Source organism: Cytobacillus solani, from assembly GCF_006704205.1.
Lineage (GTDB): Bacteria > Bacillota > Bacilli > Bacillales > Cytobacillaceae > Cytobacillus > Cytobacillus solani.
On the sequence record NZ_CP041305.1, the window covers coordinates 2,046,194 to 2,071,309 of the forward strand.

Below are 25,116 nucleotides of genomic sequence, written 5' to 3' on the forward strand. Positions count from 1 at the left end.
TTATAAAACCTTCATTGATTATTTGTGATAATAGTACTTTTGTAATAAAAATTATATAGAAATAGAAATTATTATTTAAACAAATATTCCCTATATAGGAAATTTATATTAATATTAGATCAATACTACTATATTTTTCCTGAAAAATTGAGAGGGAGATCCTAATGAAACAACAAGATACCTATAATACACAAAGGGTGCATAAAGTAAATTTAGTGCTGTTAACAGCTCTAGTTTTTCTTATCGTCGTTCCGATTATTTTTGAAAGAGGCGTTGCTGATAGTGTAGGGATCATTATTGCAGGGGCTCTTGTTTTAATTTTATCGGCTGTAAACTACTTCTTACCAACACCTGAATATTTGAAGGGGCTTTTCTTTGCCCTGCTGCCGAACTTAGTTGTGGTAGCTCTATTTAACTTAGATGGTTTTGCTCTCAATAAGCATTATTTAATTTTATTAACGATTGCGATGGTCACTCTTTATTTAAAAAAGGAATTAATTCTTATATTTAGTTTAATCGTAAACGCAGCCTATATTTCCATGTGCATTTTCAATCCATCAGGGCTATTAGGAAGTGAACAGGGATTAAAGGCATTTATTACCGTATTTTTTATTATCAATGGAATTTTGTGTGCTTTCTTTTACATAACAAAATGGGGAAGAGAACTTATAGAGGAATCCTATAAAAAGGAACTTGAGGCAAAAAAATTATTAGAAAAATTAAAAGTTACGTTTTCTTCCATAGAAGAAGGTACAATAACATTAGAAGGCAATATCAATCATTTTAAGACAAATATAACAACGATTTATGATTCTAGTCATCATATTCTTGACTCTGTTCAGGAAATGGCTGCAGGGATTCAAGAGGAAGCGAACAATATCATTCATGTGAATGAATGGATGGGAACTTCGCTGTAAAGAGTTAATCATACGATTTCCATTTCCCAAGGGATTGTGGAAAAGTCAGATGAGATGAATGAGAAAGTCCAGGATGGCTGGAATAAGATCAGCCAAGTAACAGACCATATGGAAACAGTCAATTCTGCCATTAGCACGACTGCTTTAACAGTTACAGAACTGCAAGCAAGCCTTGAAACAGTGAATTCATTATTAGAAGGCATTAAACAGATTGCAGATCAGACCAATTTATTAGCACTCAACGCAGCCATTGAATCTGCTCGTGCAGGAGAACATGGAAAGGGCTTTGCGGTAGTAGCAGATGAGGTGCGCAAACTAGCGGAGCAAAGTGCAAATATTACTGTATCTATATCAGAAGTGACAAATACACTCTTCCATAAGTCCGAGGAAGCACAAGTAAAGTCTATTGAAGGGGAAAATGCAGTCGTGGAAGGGCAGCATTTATTACATGAGGTTTCATCCTTCTTTACTGAGATAAAAGATTCGTTCCAAGAGACAAATGCCGAACTTTCTAAGGGAATGGAAGAAATTAAATTAGCGACAGATAATTTTACCCATATTCAAGAACAAATTGAAAATACCGCTAATATTTCAGAAGAAAATTCGGCTTCCACTCAGGAAATAGTGGCAACACTAGAAGATGAACATCATCTAATTACTTCAATTAATGAAGTAGTAACCGGATTAAATCATGTAAGCTTACAATTAAAAGATATGGTAAATGGGGACAAAGGTTTTTCGGGCAATCAGTCAGGACAGTAAACTTGTCCCCTTATCCGAGAAAGGTGGATTTTGGTGGCAAAAACAATTGTAGAAAAACTAAACCTGCAAAAGTATAAAAAGGCAGCTATTTTAAATTTGCCAGAAGGAGCGGATTACTTAGCGGAATTAGCAGATTATGACAAAGAGCTTACTGATACATATGATCTTATCTTTGCATTTGTGCTGGATATGGAGTCTTTGCAGGAAGTTGTATACGACGTCATTAAAAACAATTACTTGAATAAAAATGGGTACATCTTCTTGGCTTATCCGAAAAAGGGCAATAAAGTATACCCAACTTATATCCATCGTGATGATTTGCTAGCAGGGTTAGGGGCAGATGAAGATGGCTATGTGGGCACAAGCAACATTAAATTTGCCCGTATGGTCGGGTTGGATGATGTCTTTACGGTTGTCGGCTTAAAAGAAGATTCCAAGGGTAAAAACAGTGTATCAACAAAAGCAAGCCAATGTGTGGACGATTATATTGAAATGATTCCTGAAGTAGAAAAGGATTTGCAAGATCATCCAGATTTACTTGCCTTCTATCAGTCACTCACCCCAGGATATCGAAAAGACTGGGCTCGCTATGTATATAGTGCGAAACAAGACGCAACCAAAGAAAAACGCCGTGAGGAAATGAAGCAAATTCTAGGAAAAGGCTTTAAGAGCAGGGAGTTGTATCGAGCAAATCAAAAGTAACCTACAGTTGAATAGCTTATGGAAATTACACAAAATGCTGCAAACATTAGCGGAAAGCAAATATGTCCGTTATTGTTTGCAGCTTTTTCAATTAGTAAGAACTAAAATTTATATACATAGATTCCAGAATGTGTATAATGTTACTAATTAAATATTTTTATTTTTCTAAAAATAAGGAGGGTCATATGAAAAATCAAAAGTGGATGGTATGGATTGTACTATTAATAGTGTTCTTTCTTAGTGCTTGTAATTCGAAAGAAAGTGGTTCCCAGGCAGTAGGGAGTGAAGAGGGAACAGAAAAAAATAGTCAAGAGCAAGTGCTGAAGGTAAATAATTTTACAGAGCCATCCTCTCTCAATCCTAGTTTGGCTACAGATGTTTGGTCATCCAACATCCTTCTGCAAACGTTTGAAGGGCTAACCCGTATTAACCAAAAGGGTGTGCCTGAAAATGCGATGGCAGAAGAAATTGCTGTATCTGATGATCTTCTGACATATACATTTACATTAAGAGATGATGCAAAGTGGTCAAACGGGGACCTGTTAACGATGCAAGATTTTGAATATGCTTGGAAATGGGTGTTAAATCCAGAGAATCTGTCACAATATGCTTATCAATTATTTTATATAAAAAATGCGGAGGCAGCCAATAAAGGTGAAGTATCTCTTGATGAGGTAGGAGTAAAAGCGATTGATGAAAAGACATTGGAAGTTACACTGGAAAATCCGACACCATTCTTTTTAGAGCTTACGGCTTTCTATACGTATTTTCCAGTTAACAGTAAAATCGCTGAAGGGAATCCAGATTGGGCTAAAGAGGCAAGTAAGAGTTATACCTCAAATGGACCCTTTAAGATGATGAAGTGGGAACATCAAAATCAAGTCATTCTTGAAAAAAATGAACATTATTGGGATAAGGAAAGTGTCAAATTAGAAAAAATCGAAATGGTGATGTTAAATGATTCGAATACGGAGCTTAACATGTTTAATTCTGATGAATTACATTGGGCGGGTGCTCCGACTGGCAGTTTGCCGCTTGAAGCCATCCCTGCCTTGCAGCAAGAGGGAGCTCTAGAGGCTGCACCTACAGCTGGTACGTATTGGTATGAATTTAACTTAAAGAAAAAACCCTTTAATAACGTGAAAATTAGAAAAGCGCTGTCTTATGCGATTGATCGCCAGTCTATTGTTGATAATATTACACAAAGCGCAGAAATCCCTGCAACCGCGATTGTTCCAAATTCAATGATTCCGGAAAATGAAACGGGCTATTTCAAGGATGGGGATATTGAACAAGCAAAAGCGCTTCTAGAAGAAGGGCTAAAAGAAGAAGGATATTCCGGTGTGGAGGAATTACCAGTCATTACTCTTTCTTATAATACGGATCCAGCCCAAGCCAAGATAGCGCAAGCCGTTCAAGATATGTGGAAAACAAATTTGGGAATAAATGTAGAGCTTAGTAATAAAGAATGGGCAGTTTATTATGAAGGAATCATCAATGGCGATTTCGAAGTAGCTCGAATGGGTTGGACAGGGGACTTTAATGATCCAATCAACTTCTTAGAAATATTTAAAACGGATGCTGGGAATAACCATACCGGTTGGATGAATAAAGAATATGCTTCTTTGCTAGATCAGTCGGCTCTTGAAACAGATCCAAGTAAACGAAAAGAAATATTCAAGCAAGCTGAAGCGATTATCATGGATGAAATGCCCGTTATTCCATTTTACTTCAAAACAAGTGTGTATGTGAAAAAGGATAATTTAAAGGGCGTATATGTCTCGGGATTAGGGAACGTCCAGTATAAGTGGGCATACTTTGAATAATGATCGATAAACGTTAGTTAAACATGAAAGCTGTCAGTTTGAGGGAATCCTTATTCCACTAAAGTTGGCGGCTTTTATTTATATAAAATAGGGGGTGCAAATTTGCATCCATATCATTTCAATGCGATTTCCCAACTGTAATTGCTTGGTATTTCCACAAGATATCTTCTATGAATGAAAGTTGACTTTTGGCACATTGAATGATGACGGCAACTTCAGGTATTTTTTTCGTTTTCTTCGATTGAGCTTTGCTTTTATTTGGAAAATAATATAAGGCATATCCAATGGTGAATCCAATAAGTGCACCAAGAAGACCGCAAATAATTGGTCCTAAATACAATGTAAATCCGACACTGGCACCAATAACTGCACACCCTGTAGCGCTTGCCATGCCAATTTCAAACGCATTGGAGTGGATATTTTGTGTTCTTCCTGAGATCTGAATGGGTGAAGGCTTATCGTCCATAAATACGACAAGGATTTGATCCCTAGAAATAGAGCTATTCTCTAATACAGTTAATGCTTGCTCTAATTCAATCGATTGTTCAAACATTCCAATAATGATCATAAGAATTACACCTGCTTATGGAAGATAAGAAAATCATCTTTCCTGTAACGATTTTTAAGATACTGACGTTGTGCGATACGATAAAGTTTATTGTGTTCAATCGTTGTAGTATAAGCATGAAAGATGGCTCCGCCCATTACAGAAGGCATAAATAATAACCAATGTTGCTGCAGAATTAAGTTTGATGCTTGGAGATTCCCAAGCATTAATTGTAAAAGAGACTCGTGAAGCTTTGAAAAGTATAGATAAATCCACCACCAAATCATTGCATAAAATGCTAATCCAAACCGGTGAATATATAGCTGCCCTAATCCCGGAAATAGAAAAGAATAAACAGCGCCAACGATTGGTTTTTTCCTATCTAAAAATTGAATTTCCAAAGGGAAAATGCCTATACGAGAGATTTGTTCATTTTTTAAGCAAGTTAAATCAAATACTTTATTTTGGTAAATGGCCAGGCGGTAACTATCCCAAATGGTTATCATATAAATAATCAGATAGCCAAATGCCCATTTAGGCTGAACAACTGATTGTGCAAGTTCAAACTTCCCGCAAAAGGAGTAAATCATTGCATCATTAATGTGAGCAAACGTATTAATAAAAACCTCAGATAATGATAGTAAGGTTGCTCTTATGTAGTGGTTAAGAAAATAATGCCCAAAACCAGGAAAGACAGCAGACCACCAAGCAATCATAAGGGGACTTTGCTTTTGAAGATGCGTGATTCCAAATACACTCATTCTTGCAAGAGAAGGATCGTGTTCATTTATCATTATCAGAGCACCTCTTACGGAAATTACTTTACGCAGGTATACATAACATTTTTCAATTATTTACATTTTATTCAAGATAGGATCTCATGAATAATCTTTTATTAATCAGACTCGTAAGCAGAACCAGCAATAAGGACAAACCAATATAATATAAATGATCCCACCAAACAAGGCTTTGAAGGATTCCTGCAGTTAATAGCACCTGATTGACTATAAACATCAGGAAACCTGTTAAAGCATATTTTATCCACTTTGTTTTCCAGTTGATATGAATAATTAGGCAGTAATAAAGAGAATCGATTAAAAAGAATATGTCTGCAAAAGCAACGGTATCACGTTCCAGATATTCAAACCATCCAGGATTGTATATTCGATTTGAGAAAAAAATAATTGGCAGAATGTGGGCACTGCACGAAATAGAAACAATGGCTAAATAAAGAATCAAGTTCTGTTTAAATCTCCTTGGATGATTCAAAATCCATTGATAAATAATCTTTGCAGTAGCAAAGTAGAATGGCAATCCAAGCCCTGTAAATGCTAACCGCCACCAATTATGTGAATAGATTTGCAATTCTAGAAATAACCACTCAATACCGACAAATAAACCGGCAAAAAGGAAAATCCAAATCCAATTTAGATGAAAGGTTGCAATGAAGGTTGCAATAACTGGCAAAGCAAATGCATTTGAGGCAAAGGCGCCTAAGTTACTGTCATAAAAGGGATGACCTTTAACGAATTTAGGATAATATTCATAGCTTCCTAAAAAAGTAAAGATGACCGTTTCAATTATAAAGCCGAGTCCAATCATAGCTAATAAAAGGAACAGGGTTCCTGTATTTCTTTTTTTAAAAAGATTAAAAATAAAAATGGAAATACTAAAAACAATGAGAGCTAGAAACCAATATGAATTATACACACTGATCACTCCGATAAATCGAGAATATATATAATTTGTACAAATGCCTGAATAATATTCGGCATTGGAAACTGAATGCATATTAAGTTTGCAAAAGATAGTAGAGTTACAGTATGAAGTATACATAGAGATGAGGGGTTAAGAGGATGGCAAGAGAAATAACAGAACGAGTAGATATGTGTGATGAGAATGGCCGATTAGCCGAAAACAGCATCGGCTGGGCAAGGCAGCCGCTGTTTAATTGCAATGTGTCGGGAAGGTTCCTGCGGAAGAAAAAATGGAATTATTGGTGTGTAACAAGCCCAGAGTTCTTGTTTTCAGTCACAATTTCTCATTTGGATTATGCTGCTGTTTTATTTGTGTATGTGCTAGATTTACAGAGTCTTAGTTTTCAGGAGCAGACAGCCATTGTTCCATTTGGATTCGGCTGTAAAATGCCTGAAGAGGTGAATGCCTCCGTGAAATTTGAGGGAAAGCAAATGGCTATTTCATTTGAAGAAAAGGGAGATTCCACAAGTATACGTGTTCATTGCCCGCATTTTAGCGGAAGAAATAAGCCGTTAGTTGCAGAAGTACGAGTTGAACGTCCACGTGGGCATGAATCGATTAATGTCGTTGTGCCGTGGAGTGAAACACGATTTCAGTTTACGTCAAAACAAACAGCACTTCCTGCAGCTGGAACAGTTCATTGGAATAGGAAGGAATACATCTTTAATAACGAAAATGCCTTTGGATGCTTGGATTTTGGCAGGGGAGTCTGGCCCTATCATTCGACATGGAATTGGGCTCAAGCTGCGGGGATTGTCAATGGAAGATCAGTTGGCCTAAATTTCGGTGGTCAATGGACGGATGGAACTGGACAGACTGAGAATGGAATTGTGGTCGACAGAAAGCTAAGCAAAATCAATGAAGACATCAGTTGGGAATATGATAACAGCAATTATTTGAAGCCTTGGACATTGAAAACAGCTGAAACGGATCAAGTGTCTCTAACGTTTCAGCCATTGTTTGAGCGAAAAGCAGCAACGAACGCATGGGTTATTCGTTCCTCCGTTCACCAAATGATTGGTACATTTAACGGTTATATTCGAACGAATGATGGGGAAAAGATAATGATTGAATCCTTTGTAGGGTGGGCAGAGGATCATAAGGCAAGCTGGTGAGTTCAACGAATCTAGTTCTTTGGTAGCAAGTGCCAATTTTGATGAGTTGACAGAATAGGCTTACTACTGTAGGATAATGAATATAATTTAATAAGACCTCATCTTTGCTGATGAGGTAGAGGCGCGGTATTTAATAGTCTGTAGTGGAGCTTGAGAAGCTAGGATGCTAGAGAGAAGGAAATATCGCCGAAGCTTGTAATATTCTCAGTATTGCTTGCTGGGTCTGCAGTTAAGAACTGCAGGACTGTCTCAATGAACTTACCCGGTTTGTTGAGTTGTGCTATCTCATTTAGGGAAAGAAGAGGGATTTTGGGGCAAACTATAAACGTTGCGACCTGAGTTCATCTCAGGTCGCTTTTTGTTTTTAGTAAAATGCCTAAAGGCAAGAGGTCAAGCATATATTAGACTATTAAATCAAATAAATAGGGGGAAAATAGCATGAAGAAAAAACTATCATTATTTTTAGCGATATCTCTTTCAGCCATTATTCTATTAGCAGGCTGTGGAACAAGCGGTGATTCAGATAAGAAGACAGAAGGATCAGGATCATCATCAGAAAAAGATACCTTTAAAGTAGGACTTGAAGCTGGCTATGCACCATTCAATTGGACACAAATGGATGATTCAAACGGTGGCGTTAAAATCGATGGCAATGCAGAATACGCAGGCGGATATGATGTAGAAATCGCTAAGAAAATTGCTGAAGGGTTAGGCAAAGAGCTAGTGATTGTGAAAACAGAATGGGATGGACTTGTACCATCGCTAACTTCAGGAAAAATCGATGCGATTATTGCTGGGATGTCACCGACAGCAGAACGTAAAGAAACCATTGATTTCTCAGATAACTACTACAAATCGGATTTAATCATGGTTGTCAAAAAAGGCGGAAAGTATGAAGGTGCAACTTCGATCCAAGATTTCAAAGGAGCAAAGGTAACGGCACAGTTAAATACATTCCACTATTCAGTTATTGATCAAATTGATGGAGTGGAAAAAAAGCCAGCAATGGATAACTTTCCGGCTATGAGGGTAGCGCTAGAATCGGGTGTTATTGACGGATATGTTTCTGAACGTCCAGAGGGAGTTAGTGCATCAGCTGCAAATGATAACTTCGCGATGGTTGAATTCACTGAAGGATTTAAGACGTCTGAGGATGATACGGCTATCGCAGTTGGGATTGCAAAGGATAGTGAGCTAACAGCAAAAATTAACGAAATATTGGCTGGTATTTCTGAGGAAGAACGCATCAGTATTATGGATGCTGCAATTAAAAATCAGCCAGCGGCAGAATAATGGTTTGTGAAGCCGGCTGCATCAGCACAATGTAGTCGGCTTCCACGTTTAAGGGGAGGATACGAATGGATTTAAGTTTTGAATGGATTATAAAAATTATTGAAACAAACTGGCCGATGTTTCTGCGCGGAGCAGGCGTAACCCTCTTGATTGCATTGATCGGAACTATTTTTGGGGCATTGATCGGGTTATTGGCAGGCATCATCCGCACCATTCCAATACCTGAAAAAGGAGCGAAGAAAGGCTTCTTAAAATTCATTAACATCATCCTATCCGTGTATATAGAATTTTTCCGTGGCACACCGATGATTGTACAGGCAATGGTTATCTATTATGGTTCTGCTGCAGCATTTGGCTGGCAAATGAACCCGATTATTGCAGGGGTCGTTATTGTAGCAATCAACACAGGTGCATATATGGCTGAAATTGTCCGTGGGGGGATTATTTCAGTTGATACTGGACAATATGAAGCAGCCCAAGCCATTGGAATGAATCATGTTCAAACAATGACTCATGTAGTGATGCCACAGGTTATCCGCAATATTTTACCAGCAACAGGCAATCAATTTATCATTAATATAAAAGATACAGCGGTCCTAAGTGTCATTTCCGTTACTGAGTTATTCTTCCAAACGAAAACGGTGGCAGGCAATAACTTTAGATATTTCGAAGCATTCTTTATCGTATGTATCATTTATTTCATTTTGACATATGCAGTCACTTTAATTCTGCGCTACTTTGAAAGAAAGCTTGATGGTCCGGATAATTATATAGTCGTAGGCAATCAGGCTCAGATTGAAGCTGGAGAACATAAAGGGATCGGGCAATAATGGGGAAGGAGGAGAATGGTATGGAGACAGTCATTGATATTCAGCGTTTAAGTAAATCCTTTGGAAACCATGAAGTATTAAAAGATATTCATTTCTCAGTGAATAAAGGAGAAGTCGTCTGCATCATTGGTTCCTCAGGTTCAGGGAAATCCACACTTCTTCGCTGTGTCAATCTATTAGAAAAACCGAGCGGCGGAAAAATTATTTATCATGGTGAAAATATTCTCGATGATAAGCATGATATTCATGCCTATCGAAGAAGATTAGGAATGGTATTTCAGCAATTTAACTTATTTAATAATCATAACGTACTAGGCAATTGTGTAATCGGCCAAATGAAGGTATTAAAGCGCTCGAAGGAAGAAGCGGAAAAGGTAGCGCTGAAATACTTGAAAGTGGTTGGGATGGACAGGTTTGTGAATGCGAAGCCCAGACAGCTGTCTGGGGGGCAAAAGCAGCGGGTTGCTATCGCTAGAGCCCTTTCGATGGAACCAGATGTGCTGCTGTTCGATGAACCAACGTCTGCGCTTGATCCAGAGATGGTAGGAGAAGTTCTTAAGGTCATGAAAGAGCTTGCTGAGACAGGTCTGACGATGCTAATCGTTACGCATGAAATGGAATTTGCCAAAGAAGTATCTGACAGAGTGGTCTTTATGGACAAAGGGGTTATAGCAGAAGAAGGAAGCCCTGACCAGATTTTTAATCACCCAACTGGGGAACGTACGAGGGAGTTTTTAAAACGTACTTTGAGGGCAATCTAGGTTTTTAATAAAACTTATCAAACTATGTCAAATAATGTCGATATTAGGAGAAGAAAAATCATTCAGTAATGATGATTTTTCTTCTTTTTTTAATCTAGGAGAATGGTGGGAATGAGAAAAGTCATAGTATAGTAGAATGAATTGCGGTAAGATTTAGTAAAATCTTAAACCAAGTCTATAAAAATAGGTGATTGAGTTGAAAAAATTAAAATTAGGCATGAAGATCAATATGATGGTTCTGGCGATTATACTTTCGTTATCAACGATTATAGGAGTAGTTGTTAATCAAGAAATAACAAAGGGAATTAAGGGATTTGCGCTAGAAAAGGCAAAAGCGGATCTTACTTTAGCATATAAATATATAGATGTTAAATATCCGGGAGAATGGACAATTAAGAATGGACAGCTTTACAAGGGAAAAACCCTAATAAATGAAAATGATGATATGGTCGATGAAATCGGTGGCGATACTGAAGATACAGTGACGATTTTTCTAGGCGACACACGTGTATCGACTAATGTCATTAAAGATGGGAAACGTGCAATTGGAACACAAGTATCAAAAGAGGTCTCAGATGTTGTACTAAAAAACGGGGAACATTTCTATGGTGAAGCAAATGCTGCAGGACATATTTATCAGTCAGCTTATATGCCAATTAAAGATACTAACGGTGAGATTATAGGTATTTTTTACGTGGGTGCCTCACAAAATATTATTGACAGCATCCTATCTAGTTTCTTAGTCAAATTTATTACTATTCTTTGTTTAGTCATCGTTGTGTCAGCTCTTGTTACCTATTGGTTTACAAAAAGGATGAAAAAAAGGTTAGCCAAGATCACGGCGGCTCTTGAATTAGCAAGGGATGGGGATTTCACCTCTCAAATCAAGGATCATACGGGAGATGAATTAAACGATCTTTCTACTAGTTTCAATAGAATGGCTGACAACCTTAGACAAATGATGAATGAAGTGAATATGGCTTCCGAACAAGTTGCGGCTTCTTCTGACGAGTTAACGGCAAGTGCAGAGCAAACGAGCCAGGCAACGGAACTAATTACTGACACCATACAACATGTTGCGCAAGGAGCAGAACATTCAACAATAAGTGTACAAGAAAGTGCAGTAGCTTTGGAAGAGGTTTCAAAAGGGGTGCAATCTATGGCAGAAACAGCCTCTATTATATCTGAAGCTAGTTCTCAGGCAACACAGAAAGCGAAGGATGGCGGAGTGTATGTGAACAGAACTGTTCAACAGATTAATGCAATTAGCCATTCAGTAAACGAAAGTGGAGAAGTCTTTCAATCGTTGGATCAGCGCTCAAAAGAAATTGGTGAGATTACAAAAGTCATTTCAGGTATTGCTGACCAGACAAACTTGTTGGCACTAAATGCGGCAATTGAAGCTGCTAGAGCAGGAGAACATGGAAAAGGGTTTGCTGTGGTTGCTGATGAGGTTCGGAAATTAGCAGAGCAATCGCAGCAATCGTCCGCCCAAATTTCAGGCTTAATCGTTGAAATTCAACAGGACATGCTGCAATCCAACAAATCTATTGAGCAAGTAACGATGGATGTCAAGGCTGGGCTTGAGATTGTTGGACAAACAGAGGGTAGCTTTAAAGAAATTCTGCATTTTATGGACAGTCTTGCAGCGAAGATACATGATTTGGCAGCTACCGCAGAACAGGTCTCTGCAAGTGTTGAAGAAGTATCTGCAACGGTATCTAGCATTACACACATATCAGTAGGAACATCTGACCATTCCAAAAATGTGGCGGCATCTGCAGAAGAACAGCTTGCTTCTATGAAAGAAATATCCATATCCGCCCAATCATTATCCAAATTAGCGGAAGACTTACAAACTTTAATTAGTAAGTTTAAGATCTAGCGGAAAGTAATAATCGAATAAGATAAAAATGTGATTAGCTATCTGTTTTTATGGGTACAGGATATAGAATCACTTCTATTCAAAGAGGGGAAGAAGACACCAAATGCTGGTGAAATTCTTCTTCTTTTTGTTATGAGAAAAGTTTTTTGAATTGAAAACGCCTTCATTAAAAATCCTAATAAATATATAAGAAAACTAGAGTATAATGAGTTTTATTAAATATTAACAGGAGTAGTGACCATTGGAAAAACAAAATAGCAAATACAGATGGGCTGTCTTTGGCACAGTGTTGTTTACTTATTTTCTAATTGTTAGCCAAAGGACGGCCCCAGGACTAATTACAGATCAACTAATGAAGGACTTCGGTCTTACAGCTTCAACCATTGGATTACTGACAAGCATTCAATTTCTTGCATACGCAAGTCTGCAAATACCAATTGGGCTATTGTCTGATCGATATGGTCCTAATTTTTTCCTTATTATTGGAACCATTCTAAATGGCTTAGGGACAGTATTATATAGTTTAGCTCCAAATGAATTTTTCCTTCTCTTTGCTAGGTTATTAGTGGGACTTGGTGATGCAACCATTTGGGTCAACTTGGTTTTAATTTTAAGTCTGTGGTTTAAAGGAAATGAATTTGTTGGGTTGATTGGAATAGCTGGGATGGCGGGGAGTTTTGGATTTCTGCTGGCAACTGTGCCTTTTTCCTGGTGGATTACTTTATGGGGCTGGAGGGTTCCATTTTTATTAATAGGGATTATTCTATGTGTACTAGGAATCTTGCTTTATTTCATCCTTGTGAAAAAACCTAAACAACTCTTTAATGATTATCAGAAACAAAAGATAATCTCACCTAAAGAAGAACAAGTAAAGGAAAAGACATTATCGCTGCTACGCCGCATTCTTTCAAGCCGTCAAGCTTGGGCAACCTTCTTATGTCATTTTGGTGTTGTTGGCACATATGTTGGATTTATCGGTTCATGGGCTGTTCCATATGGGATGAATGTATATGATATGAATCGTTCAGATGCGAGCCAGCTTATTATGATCGGACTTATCGGAGCAATTATCGGCGCACCGATTACGAGCTGGATTGCAGGACGTATAGGTTCAATCAAAAAGCCTTATACAGTTATTCACTTCATTTCATTCTTATGCTGGACAGCCATTCTATTATTCGGGGGAGAGCCGCCCATTTTCATGCTTATCATTCTTTTCTTTATCATCGGATATTGCAACGGGGCAAATACGTTAACATTTGCTGTTGTCCGGCAATCATTTGATCGGAAAGAGGTTGGTCTAGCTTCTGGATTTGCGAATACAGGCGGTTTTTTAAGTGCAGTCCTTTTGCCCGGTATTTTTGGCAAAATACTCGATCATTTTCATGCTTCACCAATCCAAGTAGGCTATCATTACGCATTTATCATACCGGTTATTTTTTCTATGCTTGGTTTGGCCGGCGGGCTTTTGATTAAGGAGCAGCGCCAGGAAGAAAAGGAGTTCAATGTGTAAATTTGAATAAAATAATTTTCAATTGGAATTTCAATAATGTAGAATTTTGCTGAATCTTGTTGAATTATAAATTAGAATGAATTATCATAAGAATTAGAGGTTAAAAAGTCCTAAATAAAAAGTCCTACATAAATGAGTTTAAAGGCAAACTATTCGAAAGAATAGGACGCAAAGCTATGGGTCTAAGGTAGTGGTTTAGTGATAAGCAACTAACTATGACAGCCGGTTACCAAATTTTTGAATGGGTTATTTGAATTTTTGGCTATTCACGAATGAGGGAATAGCTTTTTTCTTTTGCCCTACTTTTTTATTTTGAGGTGATTTTTTTGAAGGTCGAGGAATTAATACAGGAAGTTAATAAAAATGTAGAACAATTAGATTTTGTCACAACCAGGAAATTAATTGAGGAGAATATAGAAGTTTTAAGCAAGCATAAGGTGCTATTGAAAAGCAATGCGAGAGAGCTGCTCAAATTGCTTACAGAACGGCTAGATGCGGGGTATGAACCTATTTCAAGGCAGGATATGGCTACGGTCATTGCCCTAAATTCATATGCAACGAAATTTGATATTCGATCCATGAAATTAATTGTAAAAGATAAAGCAAAATTGTTATTAAGAAGAGACGTTATTGAATACTTAAATAAAGATGCGAAAGTGCTATTAGAAGGTATGGGTGTGATCGAAAAAATTAGTTAAGATGACAACCCTTCAAATTAAATTGGAAGTTATCTGAGAAGCCCCTGAAATTATCTATTTTCAGGGGCTATTCTTATTTTTTCAACAATAAGTAAATAAAGTATGGCGCACCGATTAATGAAACCATAATGCCTGCTGATATCCCGTCTGGCTCAACTAAGTTACGCCCAACCGTATCAGCGAATAACAGAAGCCATCCGCCAATTAGAATGGAGATCGGGATAAATAATTGATTTCTCGGTCCTACCAAGGCTTTTGCTATATGTGGGGCCATCAGTCCGATAAATGTAATACCACCCGTCACTGAAACGGCCGCAGCGGCTAAAGCAACAGCTGTCAGAAGGAGAACGATACGCTCCTTTTCAATGGATACACCAACTCCAATGGCTACCGGTTCGTTTAATCCAAGGAGATTCAATCGGTTTGCCTTATACAAGGTAAAGGGAATGAGTATCACCAGCCAGGGAAGGATGGCCAAAATAAATGGCCAGTCAGTCCCCCAAATATTCCCTGCTAACCACTTAGCGATAAAATCGACTTTTTCCTGTTCCGCAGAAGAAATAAGGACAATCATCGCTCCAGAAAGCGCCATTGAAAATCCAACGCCAATTAAAACTAATCGGACTGGCTGGAGTCCAACTTTTCTATTATACGAAAAAATATAAATTACACTAGCAGTAATTAAAGCACCAATAAATGCGACAACAGGAAGCAGATAAACAAAGGAACCAGCATCAATCGGCAGAAATAGGAAGAAAATAGCAATCGCTACCCCTGCACCTGAATTAATTCCGATGATGCCAGGATCAGCAAGATCGTTCCGTGTAATGCCTTGCAAAATGGCTCCTGATAAAGCAAGTGCCATCCCAGCTAACAAAGTAATGATTATTCGTGGCAATCGAATGGAGAATAAGATAAACTCCTCTTTAAATGTACCCTGACCAAATAAAATAGGCATTAATCGGTTATAGGAGATGGATGAATACCCGAGCCCCATCCCAATAAAGATAGTAAGTAAAATCAGTGCAAGTAATACAAATAATAGAATTCGCTGTTTTTTTATTAATCCTGGCTGAATCATGAGAATGCTTTTCCTCCTTTACGTACAATGAACAGGAAGAAAGGTAAACCAATCATAGCAATAATGGCAATAATCGGTGTTTCATATGGTGAATTGATGGTACGACCAAGTGTATCCGCTAATAGCATAAAAGAAGCTCCGATAATCGCTGACATAGGTATAATAAACCGGTAATCCGTTCCAACTATTGCACGAACTATATGAGGAACCATTAATCCAATGAACACCATATTTCCAACAAGTGCAACAGCAGCACCGGCGAGCAGAATAATAACTATAAATAGGACAAGCTTAACCTGAGTGGTCTTTTGCCCTAATCCAACAGCTACCTCTTCATTTAGACTAAGAATCGTTAGTTGCCTTGAGAAGAAGAGAGAAACAATAATTCCTATTAAAATAAACGGAACGATTACTTGAAGCTGTGCCCAGGACGTTCCGATTAAACCACCGGCAGTCCACATGGATACATTCTTTGATATTTTAAAATATATTCCAACTCCTTCTGATAATGCATATAAAAAGGCAGATATAGCAGCCCCTGCTAATACAATGCGAAGAGGAGAGAAGCCTCCTTTTTTCATTGAGCCAATACCGAAAACCAAAATGGCCCCAATAGCTGCACCAATAAAGCAGGCGATCATGATCCCCAAGTAATTGGTTGAAGGGATGAAGGCAATCGAAATAGCTAGTGCCGCATTAGCCCCAGCTGTTAATCCAAGCAATCCTGGATCAGCAAGTGGATTTCTTGTGATCCCTTGCATAATAGCACCAGAAACAGCTAGCGCAGTACCAACAAAAACAGCTGCGATTTCACGAGGCAAGCGAATTTCACGTATGATCGAAATTTTATCACTGGTAGCATCGGAGGTTAGTGCTAACCATACATCTTTAACCGCAATATCTGCTGCGCCAAAAACACAAGCCATAACAAACATTCCTATAAAAACAAGGGTTCCAGCAGTAAGTTTAAATATAAATGGGATCGAACGTTGCTTTTCTTTCATTATTGAGTCCTCATCTTTTCTGTTCTTAGAATAAGGGAAAAGGAATTCTTTAGAAAAAGAATTCCTCAAAAAGATTTAGTTTCCTAAAAATGATTCCTTAAAGAAGGCAAGCTGTTTTTCAAGTGTAACTGGGTCAGTAAAGGAAGCACCATTCCCTTCCATTTCAAATACACGATTGTTTTTGACAGCAGGAATGTTTTTGTATGTTTCTGTTTCCTGGAATGAGCTATCGGCATCTGCATATTTACTGAAGACAATGTAGTCCCCGGCAAATTCTGGCAGTACCTCCGCTGATAATGTATAATACCCTTCTTTTAATGCCATTTCCTTTACTTTTTCAGGCATTTTTAGCTTCATAGATTGATATAAGATCTCAGTCCCACGTGCCCAGTTATCCCCAAAGACGTAAAGCTGTTTATCGTAGCCTTCGATGACAGTAACTGTTGCATCTTCACCAATTTTTGCTCGAATCTCTTCCCCAGCTGCTTCTGCTTGAGCTTTAAAGCCCTCTACCCATTCTTTTGCCTCGTTCTCTTTGTTTAAAAGCTTGCCAAGTTCTATATGCTGTGTGAGGTAATCTACTTTTCCCCATGTATATGTGACAGTAGGCGCGATTTCACTTAACTTATCGATGTTTTTACTAGTAGAACCAGCAATAATTAAATCAGGCTCTAATTCAATAATTTTCTCTAAGCTTTCATCTGAAACTTCTTCTACATCTTTTAACTCTTCTGCAAACGTTGGATTATTCTTAGACCACACGTCCACTCCAACAATGTTAACACCCAAACTAATGACATTTCCTGTGTACCCAGAAAGCAAAATAACTCTTTGTGGATTTGCAGGAACTTCGATTGGTCCATTTTCAGACTGATAAGTGATCGTGCCTGATTGTTCCTCTTTCGGTGCTTCAGCCTCTTTTTTATTTTTATCTTCTTTCACTTCAGATCCATTGCTGCAGGCACTAATAAGAAGCACCAGCAACAGTATAAACGGGACTAGTATTTTCTTCATTATTGTTTTCTCCTTTTACTAAATTATAAGTGATGCACATTGGTTTATTTGTACGAGGATCTTTTCCAATTTCAGCATCAATATTGAAAACTTTTTTAAGTACTTCATGATGAATGACATCTTCACAATGACCAGCTTTTACAACCTCGCCGTTTTTTAAGGCAATAATATAATCAGCAAATCGGGCAGCTTGATTTAAATCATGTAAAACCATGACAATTGTACGTTCCTGTTCTTTGTTTAGCTTTTGTAATAATTCTAGAACCTCTAGCTGATGGGCCATATCTAAATAGGTTGTAGGCTCATCAAGGAAGATGATTTCTGTTTCTTGTGCAAGGGCCATCGCGATCCATACACGCTGCCGTTGCCCGCCTGAAAGCGCATCCACAGGCCGGTATTTAAAGACAATCGTACCTGTCACATCAAGTGCCCAATCGATTACATCATAGTCTTTTTTGGTTAATCGGCCAAAACCTTTTTGATAAGGGAAGCGGCCATAAGAAACGAGTTCACCTACTGTTAACCCGTTTGCACTTTCGGGAGATTGGGGGAGAATGGCCATTTTCCTCGCCAGGATTTTCGTATTTTCTTTAGCGATATTTTCTCCATCCAACACAACAGTTCCTGATTGATGTGGAATAATTCTGGTTATAGCTTTTAGAAGGGTAGACTTCCCACAGCCATTTGATCCGATAATTGTTGTAATTTTTTTGTCTGGGATCTCAATGCTAAGGTTTTTTACAATTTTCTGTTCACCATAACCAATATTTATTTCATTTGTATACAGGCGAACCATTTGCCAACCTCCAATAAAATACGATAATTTTAGGATAGTGATAATGATTATCAATATCGTTTCTGAATCAAACTATAATTCTATTTTTTTCTGTTGTCAATCGTTATTTTTGTATTGCGAAAATAACGAAAAGGGGATATAGTTAAATGAGAATGATAATCAATAACATTTATGGTTTGGGGTGAGCGGAGATGGAACATCGGGAAATATACGATGTAACGGTAATTGGTGGAGGACCTGCAGGCCTTTATTCAACTTTTTATAGTGGATTGAGAGAAATGAAAACAAAGCTGATTGAATATCAGCCGCAATTAGGCGGAAAAATTCATGTATATCCAGAGAAAATGATATGGGATGTTGGAGGAATGACGCCAATTCCAGGTGCAAAGCTGATTGAACAACTTGTTGAGCAGGGGCTAACATTTAATCCAACCGTTGTTTTAAATGAAAAAGTACTCTCGATCACTCGTGATGAAGAAGAAGGCATATTCGTTTTATATGCTGCTTCAGATCAAAAGCACTATTCGAAAACAGTTATTGTTGCTGTTGGCGGGGGGATACTAAACCCGCTTAAGCTTGAGATTGAAGGGGCAGAAAGGTTTGAAGTATCAAATTTAAATTACACAATAAAGTCGTTAAAACGTTTTAAGGATAAAACAGTCATTATTTCAGGCGGAGGCAATTCAGCTGTTGATTGGGCAAATGAATTAGTGCCCATTGCGAAGAAAGTGTATGTAACCTGTAGAAAAGAGGCTTTAAAGGGGCATGAGGCACAGGTTTCCCAGTTATTGAGCAGCTCTGCTACATGTTTCTTCCATACAGAAATTACAAAGCTTATTGCTGATGCTAAGCATGAAGTAATTGAACGTGTTGAGCTTACAAATATGGAAACGGGTGAGGTCTCTTATTTGCCTATAGATGACGTCATTATTAATCATGGGTTTGAAAGAGATGCAGCATTGCTTGATAACAGTGAATTAAATATTGCCTTGGCAGATCAATATTATATATCAGGAAATTCAACTAGCGAATCTACTGTCCCAGGGCTTTATGCTGCTGGTGATATTTTAACATACGAAGGAAAAGTACATTTAATTGCAGGAGCATTCCAGGATGCAGTGAACGCAGTGAATAAAGCCAAGCAATTTATTGAACCTGATGCATATAAAGTTGGAATGGTCTCTTCGCATAATGATCTTTTTAAGAATCGCAATAAAGAACTAGTCAAGCAATTATTAAATTAATCGACTATTCATTCATATATTCTCTTCGAATAAAGTACTTCTATTAGGGAAATCTACATATGTACTTTTGATAAAAAGGAGAGATATAAATTGAAAAAGCGACAAAATGAAGTACAAGAGCATGAAAAAGTAATTGCTGCACAAAACCAAGCAGGACAATTCAATCAAACAGATACTGAGTTTTCTCTGGATGAAAATGTGCAGGCAGCAGTAGCTAAAAGTATACAGAACCAAGCGAAAAATCAGCAGCCAACCTATCAGCCAAACAAACCAATATAAATGGATATAGAATCTGACACTAAGATGGTGTCAGATTTTTTTGTTGGGTTTGGCGAATATAATCAGTGTGACGGCGAATATATCATTTTTTTGTCCAATATATCGAGGTGGACGGCGAATATATTAGTGACGATGGTATAATTAGACATAAAGTGCAAGCGATATAAAGGGAGAAGAAACCATGGAATTAATTTATCTCAATGAAATGCTTAGGGGGATGGAAATGAAAGAAGCGGACGTAATTAAACAATTAAAGTCACCACATACAAGATCCAGTCTACATGAAAATTTCAAAAATCTTGGGATAGAAAAAGGGATGGTTGTTATTGTCCATTCCTCATTAAGTGCATTTGGCTGGGTTTGTGGAGGAGCCATTTCTGTTGTTCAAGCATTAATGGATACGATTGGTTCTGAGGGAACCATTGTGATGCCAACGCAGACAGCAGATGTCTCTGATCCCTCTGAATGGCAAATGCCTCCTGTACCAAAGGAGTGGTGGCCGATTATCCGTGAACATATGCCAGCATATGATCCGCAAATAACACCTACAAGGGGAATGGGGAAAATTGTTGAGGTATTTAGAACCTTTCCAGGGGTAAAAAGGAGTTCACACCCAACGTATTCCTTTGCGGCATGGGGAAAAAATGCCGAGTATATCTTATCTGAGCAGCCATTAGAAGAAGGATTTGGCCCGAAGTCTCCTTTAGCAAAACTATATGAATTAGATGGGCATATCTTGTTATTAGGTGTGGGACATGACAGCAACACCTCTTTGCATTTTGCAGAACACGCCATCCCGGATAGAGAAAAGGCTAAAAAGGGAACGGCACTTGTTGAAAATAACGTGCGTGTCTGGAAAACATATGAAGAGATTGTGTATGATTCTGATTGTTTTGCTGATCTAGGGGAGGACTTTGAGAAGACATATGCAGTGAGAAAAGCAGCTATTGGCTCAGCCGAATGCAAGCTGATGAAACAGCAGCCAATCATTGACTTTGCGCGGGAGTGGATGAAAAAGAAGGATCGTTTATGATAGAAAAAGTCCAATTCACCATGATTGGACTTTTTCTATTTATTCTTTTTTTCCCAAACCGTGCATGATAAATTGAATGGTGCGCTCCGTTTCAAGTTCATCATCCCATTCCAGATGAGGGAACAGGACATAGCGAGATATTAAATAGCCAAGTATGGTAGTAATAGCTAGCCTCGCAACACTTTCTGGAGGCATTTCAATTAATTGTCCCTTTTCCTGATAGCCCTTAATGATAATGGAGACACGATCAAATATTTTTTTAGCAATTTGTTCTAGAAAGAGTTCTCTTAATTCTGGCTGAAAAGGGATCTCTTGAAGAAGGATTTTAATAACTGGCAGCAACTTTATTAAAACTTCTCTTCGATTTTCGATCGTCGCCTTCAAAAAGTCTTCCACCCGATCATATTGCCGGTCAAGCACTTTGTTAAAATCATTCACTACAAAAGGACCAATTAGGTTTGCCATAAGGGGGGCAACAATCGACATCAGCAGATCTTTTTTTGTCTTATAGTGCCGGAAAATCGTTCCTTCAGCTACCCCTGCCTTTTTGGCAATTTCACTCGTTGATGTGGCCGAATATCCCTTTTCTGAAAAGGATTCAATAGCGGCAACGATTATTTTTTTTTGTTTATCAGTTAATTTTTCCTCATCAAATAGCTGTTGGATCATCAATTCTTCTTCAGACATTGTTTACTCCTTTAAATTCCATTCTGCATACACTTATTTTAAATCATTTTAACGGAAATGGAAAAGTGAATAAACGGTTTAGATTTTTCGATACTTTTTTAGTGTAATGATATTTAGAATAATGAAGACAAGGGCAAAGCCTAATAGGACAAGCAAATCGAACAAGATGTCACTTAGTCCTAATCCTTTGTACATAACATCCACTAATGCATTGCCGGCGTAGTACATCGGCATTGCTTTTGCGATGATTTGAAGCCAGTCTGTCATGGCTTCGACAGGGAAGATTCCCGCGAAAAAGATTTGTGGAATGATTGCGATTGGGATAAACTGCATCATTTGAAATTCTGAATTTGCGAATGCTGATAGAAGGATGCCTAAAGACAGTGCAACTAAGGCGATTGTCAAATTAATTAAGATCACATTCCATAAGGACCCGACGAGCATGATGTCTAAAACTTTAACCGCATAAAAGACGACAATAATCGTTTGGATGATAGCAAATAATCCATATCCTAATAAATACCCAAAAACAATGTCTCTTCTTTGAATGGGTGTTGCCAGTAATCGGTCAAGAGTGCCAGTTGTCCGCTCACGCAATAGCGCAATCCCGGAAATAAGGAAGACGAAAAAGAAGACAAAGTAGCCGACTAATATCGGGCTTAACTGGTCAAAAAAGGTTGTTTCTTTATTGCCATATATATAAGCTGTATCAATCTCTGGTGCTTTTTTCTGTTCTAGCTTTTTTAGATCGCCAGGGACTTTATTCTGAATCTCTTGTATGAAAAGAGATAGTTTATTTGCCTGTTCCTTGGCGTTTTCAGCAGCAACTGCTTGTTGTACCTTCATTTTTAATACTTTTGCAGTAGAGGGATTTGCATTTAATAAGGTTAATTGAATGTCTTCATCTTCCATTTGAAGAACACCATCCAGCTCATCCTCGATCATGATTTTTTGTAAGTTATCTAGTTGGTCATACTGCAGAACAGTTACATCCATATTTCCCAATTGCTCAGTAAGTGGTTCATCGACATGATTGACACCAAGTCTTGGAGTGACCTCATTACTTGAAAGTAAATAATCGAGCAGAGTAAGAATCAGTAATGGGGCGATCATCATTAGGGCAAGCGCTCTTTTGTCACGTATCATTTGCTGGAAAATTCGCTTCACTAACGCTAATACTCTCATCCCTTTTTCCCTCCAGCTTTTAAGAATACTTCTTCTAGACTAGTAATGTTGTAATGTTCCTTTAACTCTGCTGGTGTCCCACTCGTGAGTATTTCCCCGTCCCTTACCATCGCGAGACGGTCACACTTTTCTGCTTCATCCATTACATGTGTTGTTACCAAAATCGTTTTTCCAGATGCCTTCAACCGGCGGATTTCTTTCCATATAGACTGTCTTAACTCAGGATCAATACCAACAGTAGGTTCGTCTAATATAAGTACTTGTGGGTCTTGAATTAAAGCAACAGCGAGGGATAATCGCCGTTTCATTCCGCCTGAATAATCCTGGATTCTCTTTTTTAGATGCGGAGTTAGATTAACTAAATTTGCTGCATAAGAAATTCTCTCTTTTTGCTCTTGTTTATTTAATTTAAACAGGGAAGCAAAGAAGGCAAGGTTTTCTTCACCCGTTAAATCCGTGTATAGGGCATCGGCTTGTGCCATATAGCCAATTTTCTGCAGCAGGTTTAAGTTTGGAACAGGGGTATCTAATACATGGATATGTCCTTCTGACGGACGGTCCATTCCAACAATCAACTTCACTAAGGTTGTTTTTCCCGAACCTGAAGGGCCGATTAGACCGTATATTTGTCCGGACTCCACCGTTAAACTAATCTTATTTAATACAGCCTTCTTGCCAAAGCTTTTGCAGACATCTTTAATAACAATAGTTGAAGCCATTTGTAAGCCTCCTTTTATAAAAGTGAGTGATTACTCACTTTTATTATAATCAAAACTAATTATAGGTCAATATAAGTTTGTAGGAATTATCATTCATGGCGCCCAAAATCAGGAGGGGAAAGCAAAACGGTAGCCAAGAAGTGTTCATGGCGCTCGAAAATAGGAGAAAAAATAAAACTGGTCGTCATGATCCATTCATGACGACCAAAATCAAAGGTAAAATGGCAAAACGAATTATTATAAGGCATTAGTTTGCTTCTACATGTCTCACTTTCACTCGATATACTTGATATAAAAGCAATGCAACAATCGACAGGATGATTCCAGAATAATAAGGCATCCCAATTGCTACGGAAAAGAGCCACCCGCCTAACGGAGGACCGGCGATTCTGCCGAGTGAATCGAATGAGGACAGAAGTCCGGTTGTGCTTCCATGTCCTGTTGTTGATTGTTTCGTTAACAGGGAGGAGACACTTGGGCGGATGAAGCCATTACCGATTCCAAATATCGTTAAATAAAGAGCGGCAGTTGCAAAATTATTAATGAATAGAATAAGGATAAATCCGATTGCCGAAATAATAATACCAAGCTGAATAACAAAGCCTTCGCCAAGCTTTTTAGTCAATCTTCCAACTAATCCGCCTTGTACAATCGCTGAGGCGAAGCCCATAATCATAAAAATATAGCCGAGCTTCACAGCACCTAATCCCGCCTTTTCAGAAGCGAAGTAAGCAAAGGTTGCTTCAAGGCCTGATAAGGATAAAGAAACGAACAACTGAAGGATAAACAGAATGGAAACAGGGCCATTGAAAGCCTTAAGTATGGATGTTTTCTTGCTTGTTTTACTCTTTCTATGTTCAGGTGTTAATGATTCTTTTAAAATACCCATAACAAAGAAAAATGTGAGTAAAGAGGAGGCGCCTGCGATATAGAAAGGAATATGTAAGCTTGCCTCAGAGAAGATTCCGCCTATTGCTGGACCAAAAATAAATCCAAGTCCTGTTGCAGCTCCGATGATCCCCATCCCTTTTCCGCGATCCTCTTCTGAAGTAATATCTGCCACATAAGCCATAACAGTTGGCATATTAGCAGAAGACAAGATCCCTCCAAGAATCCGGGCTACAAAAAGCATCCAAAGCTGTGTGGATACTGCCATTAATAAGAAAGAAAGAGAAAGCCCGAAGATTCCAATCATGATGACTGGTTTTCTGCCGATTCGATCAGAAACTCGACCCCACATTGGTGCAAAGAGAAGCTGCATAAGAGAATAAACAGCCATTAATAATCCTAATTCAGTTGGTGTGGCACCAATTTCTTCCGCATAAAATGGCATGACAGGAATGATAATGCCAAAGCCCACCATGACAAGGAACATGATAGCAAACAAGATAGGCAAAGCTTTTTTCGTTTCCAAAATTAAGTTCACTCCAGTTAAATAACTTTTTTCGAATGTCATGAAAATTATAC

Annotated in this window: 23 protein-coding genes, 1 pseudogene and 2 riboswitches; of the genes and pseudogenes, 13 read left to right on the forward strand and 11 right to left on the reverse strand. The window is 38.2% G+C overall.

What is annotated here, in order from left to right; translation table 11 throughout:
* Positions 1–164 precede the first annotated feature (164 nt).
* The 3 genes and pseudogenes from FI644_RS27485 to FI644_RS10495 all read left to right on the forward strand — a co-directional run bounded on the left by FI644_RS27485 (position 165) and on the right by FI644_RS10495 (position 4,207).
* Positions 165–1,679: pseudogene (locus FI644_RS27485) on the forward strand (methyl-accepting chemotaxis protein).
* Between the two features lie 30 nt (positions 1,680–1,709).
* Complete coding sequence (locus tag FI644_RS10490; protein ID WP_231690175.1) at positions 1,710–2,381, forward strand: YdeI/OmpD-associated family protein; 672 nt, start codon at positions 1,710–1,712, stop codon at positions 2,379–2,381.
* Positions 2,382–2,566: 185 nt separating this feature from the next.
* Positions 2,567–4,207, forward strand: coding sequence for a peptide ABC transporter substrate-binding protein (locus tag FI644_RS10495; RefSeq protein WP_053478424.1), 1,641 nt, complete (start codon positions 2,567–2,569; stop codon positions 4,205–4,207).
* Positions 4,208–4,325: 118 nt separating this feature from the next.
* On the opposite strand, the gene FI644_RS10500 is transcribed toward FI644_RS10495, so the two are convergent.
* From FI644_RS10500 to FI644_RS10510, 3 genes are all read right to left on the reverse strand, one after another.
* A complete protein-coding gene (locus tag FI644_RS10500; RefSeq protein WP_053478425.1) occupies positions 4,326–4,775 on the reverse strand; it encodes a hypothetical protein in 450 nt (149 codons plus the stop codon).
* Between the two features lie 5 nt (positions 4,776–4,780).
* Entirely contained in the window at positions 4,781–5,548 is a 768-nt protein-coding gene (locus FI644_RS10505; protein ID WP_053478426.1) for a hypothetical protein, read from the reverse strand.
* Between the two features lie 67 nt (positions 5,549–5,615).
* A complete protein-coding gene (locus FI644_RS10510; RefSeq protein ID WP_053478427.1) occupies positions 5,616–6,464 on the reverse strand; it encodes a hypothetical protein in 849 nt (282 codons plus the stop codon).
* A gap of 146 nt (positions 6,465–6,610) precedes the next feature.
* On the opposite strand from FI644_RS10510, the gene FI644_RS10515 reads away from it, so the two are divergent.
* From FI644_RS10515 to FI644_RS10545, 7 genes are all read left to right on the forward strand, one after another.
* On the forward strand, positions 6,611–7,627 hold the full coding sequence (locus FI644_RS10515) for a DUF2804 domain-containing protein (RefSeq protein WP_053478428.1): 1,017 nt from the start codon (positions 6,611–6,613) through the stop codon (positions 7,625–7,627).
* A 108-nt stretch (positions 7,628–7,735) separates the two neighbouring features.
* Positions 7,736–7,918: riboswitch (Lysine riboswitch) on the forward strand.
* Between the two features lie 147 nt (positions 7,919–8,065).
* A complete protein-coding gene (locus FI644_RS10520) occupies positions 8,066–8,920 on the forward strand; it encodes a transporter substrate-binding domain-containing protein (protein ID WP_053478429.1) in 855 nt (284 codons plus the stop codon).
* A gap of 65 nt (positions 8,921–8,985) precedes the next feature.
* On the forward strand, positions 8,986–9,750 hold the full coding sequence (locus tag FI644_RS10525) for an amino acid ABC transporter permease (RefSeq protein ID WP_053478430.1): 765 nt from the start codon (positions 8,986–8,988) through the stop codon (positions 9,748–9,750).
* 20 nt (positions 9,751–9,770) lie between these two features.
* Entirely contained in the window at positions 9,771–10,511 is a 741-nt protein-coding gene (locus tag FI644_RS10530; protein WP_053478431.1) for an amino acid ABC transporter ATP-binding protein, read from the forward strand.
* A 187-nt stretch (positions 10,512–10,698) separates the two neighbouring features.
* Complete coding sequence (locus tag FI644_RS10535) at positions 10,699–12,396, forward strand: methyl-accepting chemotaxis protein (protein WP_321172082.1); 1,698 nt, start codon at positions 10,699–10,701, stop codon at positions 12,394–12,396.
* A gap of 241 nt (positions 12,397–12,637) precedes the next feature.
* A complete protein-coding gene (locus FI644_RS10540) occupies positions 12,638–13,909 on the forward strand; it encodes an MFS transporter (RefSeq protein ID WP_053478433.1) in 1,272 nt (423 codons plus the stop codon).
* Between the two features lie 133 nt (positions 13,910–14,042).
* Positions 14,043–14,143: riboswitch (cyclic di-GMP riboswitch) on the forward strand.
* 92 nt (positions 14,144–14,235) lie between these two features.
* On the forward strand, positions 14,236–14,607 hold the full coding sequence (locus FI644_RS10545) for a hypothetical protein (protein ID WP_053478434.1): 372 nt from the start codon (positions 14,236–14,238) through the stop codon (positions 14,605–14,607).
* A gap of 73 nt (positions 14,608–14,680) precedes the next feature.
* Here the strand turns inward: FI644_RS10545 and FI644_RS10550 are convergent, their stop codons facing one another.
* The 4 genes from FI644_RS10550 to FI644_RS10565 form a co-directional block, all read right to left on the reverse strand.
* Complete coding sequence (locus tag FI644_RS10550) at positions 14,681–15,688, reverse strand: FecCD family ABC transporter permease (RefSeq protein WP_053478435.1); 1,008 nt, start codon at positions 15,686–15,688, stop codon at positions 14,681–14,683.
* Positions 15,685–16,692, reverse strand: coding sequence for a FecCD family ABC transporter permease (locus FI644_RS10555; protein ID WP_181758186.1), 1,008 nt, complete (start codon positions 16,690–16,692; stop codon positions 15,685–15,687). Before FI644_RS10555 ends, FI644_RS10550 begins: the two co-directional genes overlap by 4 nt.
* 75 nt (positions 16,693–16,767) lie before the next feature.
* Positions 16,768–17,706 (reverse strand): iron-hydroxamate ABC transporter substrate-binding protein, encoded by a 939-nt coding sequence (locus FI644_RS10560; RefSeq protein ID WP_053478436.1) that lies wholly within the window; start codon positions 17,704–17,706, stop codon positions 16,768–16,770.
* Positions 17,657–18,502: an ABC transporter ATP-binding protein gene (locus tag FI644_RS10565; RefSeq protein ID WP_142108286.1), complete on the reverse strand. Its 846-nt coding sequence runs from the start codon at positions 18,500–18,502 to the stop codon at positions 17,657–17,659. The genes FI644_RS10560 and FI644_RS10565 overlap by 50 nt, the downstream gene beginning before the upstream one ends.
* Positions 18,503–18,693: 191 nt before the next feature.
* Between FI644_RS10565 and FI644_RS10570 the strand changes: the two genes are divergently transcribed.
* The 3 genes from FI644_RS10570 to FI644_RS10580 all read left to right on the forward strand — a co-directional run bounded on the left by FI644_RS10570 (position 18,694) and on the right by FI644_RS10580 (position 21,058).
* The gene (locus FI644_RS10570) at positions 18,694–19,746 is read left to right on the forward strand and encodes an NAD(P)/FAD-dependent oxidoreductase (RefSeq protein ID WP_053478438.1); all 1,053 of its coding nucleotides are present in this window, start codon (positions 18,694–18,696) and stop codon (positions 19,744–19,746) included.
* Between the two features lie 90 nt (positions 19,747–19,836).
* Positions 19,837–20,025 (forward strand): hypothetical protein, encoded by a 189-nt coding sequence (locus FI644_RS10575; RefSeq protein ID WP_053478439.1) that lies wholly within the window; start codon positions 19,837–19,839, stop codon positions 20,023–20,025.
* A gap of 223 nt (positions 20,026–20,248) precedes the next feature.
* On the forward strand, positions 20,249–21,058 hold the full coding sequence (locus FI644_RS10580; protein WP_053478836.1) for an AAC(3) family N-acetyltransferase: 810 nt from the start codon (positions 20,249–20,251) through the stop codon (positions 21,056–21,058).
* Positions 21,059–21,097: 39 nt separating this feature from the next.
* On the opposite strand, the gene FI644_RS10585 is transcribed toward FI644_RS10580, so the two are convergent.
* From FI644_RS10585 to FI644_RS10600, 4 genes are all read right to left on the reverse strand, one after another.
* The gene (locus tag FI644_RS10585) at positions 21,098–21,745 is read right to left on the reverse strand and encodes a TetR/AcrR family transcriptional regulator (protein ID WP_053478440.1); all 648 of its coding nucleotides are present in this window, start codon (positions 21,743–21,745) and stop codon (positions 21,098–21,100) included.
* A 78-nt stretch (positions 21,746–21,823) separates the two neighbouring features.
* Positions 21,824–22,930 carry an ABC transporter permease gene (locus tag FI644_RS10590; protein WP_142108287.1) on the reverse strand — a complete coding sequence of 369 codons (1,107 nt, stop codon included), beginning with the start codon at positions 22,928–22,930 and terminating at the stop codon, positions 21,824–21,826.
* Positions 22,927–23,649 (reverse strand): ABC transporter ATP-binding protein, encoded by a 723-nt coding sequence (locus FI644_RS10595; RefSeq protein WP_056686883.1) that lies wholly within the window; start codon positions 23,647–23,649, stop codon positions 22,927–22,929. The genes FI644_RS10590 and FI644_RS10595 overlap by 4 nt, the downstream gene beginning before the upstream one ends.
* Positions 23,650–23,896: 247 nt before the next feature.
* Entirely contained in the window at positions 23,897–25,063 is a 1,167-nt protein-coding gene (locus FI644_RS10600) for an MFS transporter (RefSeq protein ID WP_142108288.1), read from the reverse strand.
* Positions 25,064–25,116: the final 53 nt, after the last annotated feature.

Excerpts from the sequence above, each read along its gene's own strand:
- FI644_RS10515 (WP_053478428.1), top strand. The coding sequence starts at position 6,611 with ATGGCAAGAGAAATAACAGAACGAGTAGATATGTGTGATGAGAATGGC.
- FI644_RS10570 (WP_053478438.1), top strand. The coding sequence starts at position 18,694 with ATGGAACATCGGGAAATATACGATGTAACGGTAATTGGTGGAGGACCT.
- FI644_RS10555 (WP_181758186.1), bottom strand. The coding sequence starts at position 16,692 with ATGAAAGAAAAGCAACGTTCGATCCCATTTATATTTAAACTTACTGCT.
- FI644_RS10550 (WP_053478435.1), bottom strand. The coding sequence starts at position 15,688 with ATGATTCAGCCAGGATTAATAAAAAAACAGCGAATTCTATTATTTGTA.
- FI644_RS10595 (WP_056686883.1), bottom strand. The coding sequence starts at position 23,649 with ATGGCTTCAACTATTGTTATTAAAGATGTCTGCAAAAGCTTTGGCAAG.
- FI644_RS10525 (WP_053478430.1), top strand. The coding sequence starts at position 8,986 with ATGGATTTAAGTTTTGAATGGATTATAAAAATTATTGAAACAAACTGG.
- FI644_RS10585 (WP_053478440.1), bottom strand. The coding sequence starts at position 21,745 with ATGTCTGAAGAAGAATTGATGATCCAACAGCTATTTGATGAGGAAAAA.
- FI644_RS10520 (WP_053478429.1), top strand. The coding sequence starts at position 8,066 with ATGAAGAAAAAACTATCATTATTTTTAGCGATATCTCTTTCAGCCATT.
- FI644_RS10500 (WP_053478425.1), bottom strand. The coding sequence starts at position 4,775 with ATGATCATTATTGGAATGTTTGAACAATCGATTGAATTAGAGCAAGCA.
- FI644_RS10580 (WP_053478836.1), top strand. The coding sequence starts at position 20,249 with ATGAAAGAAGCGGACGTAATTAAACAATTAAAGTCACCACATACAAGA.
- FI644_RS10505 (WP_053478426.1), bottom strand. The coding sequence starts at position 5,548 with ATGATAAATGAACACGATCCTTCTCTTGCAAGAATGAGTGTATTTGGA.
- FI644_RS10560 (WP_053478436.1), bottom strand. The coding sequence starts at position 17,706 with ATGAAGAAAATACTAGTCCCGTTTATACTGTTGCTGGTGCTTCTTATT.
- FI644_RS10590 (WP_142108287.1), bottom strand. The coding sequence starts at position 22,930 with ATGAGAGTATTAGCGTTAGTGAAGCGAATTTTCCAGCAAATGATACGT.
- FI644_RS10565 (WP_142108286.1), bottom strand. The coding sequence starts at position 18,502 with ATGGTTCGCCTGTATACAAATGAAATAAATATTGGTTATGGTGAACAG.
- FI644_RS10530 (WP_053478431.1), top strand. The coding sequence starts at position 9,771 with ATGGAGACAGTCATTGATATTCAGCGTTTAAGTAAATCCTTTGGAAAC.
- FI644_RS10495 (WP_053478424.1), top strand. The coding sequence starts at position 2,567 with ATGAAAAATCAAAAGTGGATGGTATGGATTGTACTATTAATAGTGTTC.